This window comes from Streptococcus sp. Marseille-Q8145 (assembly GCF_965112035.1).
Genome location: NZ_CBCOPQ010000019.1, coordinates 1 through 887, shown reverse-complemented (window position 1 = coordinate 887; position 887 = coordinate 1). Strand labels below are relative to the sequence as shown.

The 887-nt window shown below is 48.3% G+C and carries 1 pseudogene; it reads right to left on the bottom strand.

What is annotated here, in order from left to right:
• Positions 1–55 precede the first annotated feature (55 nt).
• Positions 56–887: pseudogene (trpS, locus tag ACWPVL_RS11705) on the bottom strand (tryptophan--tRNA ligase); the annotation flags it as partial.

The following is an 887-nucleotide window of genomic DNA, read 5'->3' as shown; positions in this document are numbered from 1 at the left end:
CCTTTATATTTTCCCATCATGGATGCATTCCCCATCGGGCTTAAGACGCAATGACCTACTTGAAATAGTTACAGCCGATCGCACCACGGACTTCTTGCAGCGTTTGATTCGCGACATCCTTAGCTTGTGCCGACCCTTGCTGAAGCATTTAGGCCACTGCACTCATATCTTCGGCATAGTGGGCCCGCCGCGTCCGAATTGGCTCAAGAACCGCCTCCATCACGTCAATTAAGTAGCGCTTGATCTTCACATCACCTAAGCCGCCATGTTGATATTGCTCCTTCAACTTAGCCACCTGGTCCTTGTCCGGATCAAAAATATCCAAATAAGTGAAGACAACATTGCCTTCCACCTTACCCGGATCGCTGACATGAATGTGATTTGGATCGGTATACATCGACATAATCTTCTTTTGAACAGTATCAGCATCATCGGCTAGGTAAATGCCATTGTTCAGGCTCTTGCTCATTTTGGCGTTACCGTCAATCCCCGGCAGTCGTCCCAGACCTTTTGGCGGGAAGTAGCCTTCTGGTGCGACTAAGACATCTTTGTGATAGGTCCGATTGAACGTGCGCACGATTGCACGTGTTTGTTCAAGCATCGGTTCCTGATCATCGCCAACCGGGACCGTGGTAGAATTAAAAGCGGTAATATCTGCCGCCTGACTCACCGGATAAATAAAGAATCCCGCGGGAACGCTGTCGCCAAACGCTTTTTGCTTAATCTCTGCCTTCACTGTCGGATTGCGTTCCAAGCGATTGACTGTCACTAAATCAAGATAATAAGCAGTCAACTCAAAAAGCGCCGGGATTTGGCTTTGTACCAAAATGGTCGTCTTATCCGGATCAATCCCGACTGCCAGATAATCCAATGCCACTTCCAACAAC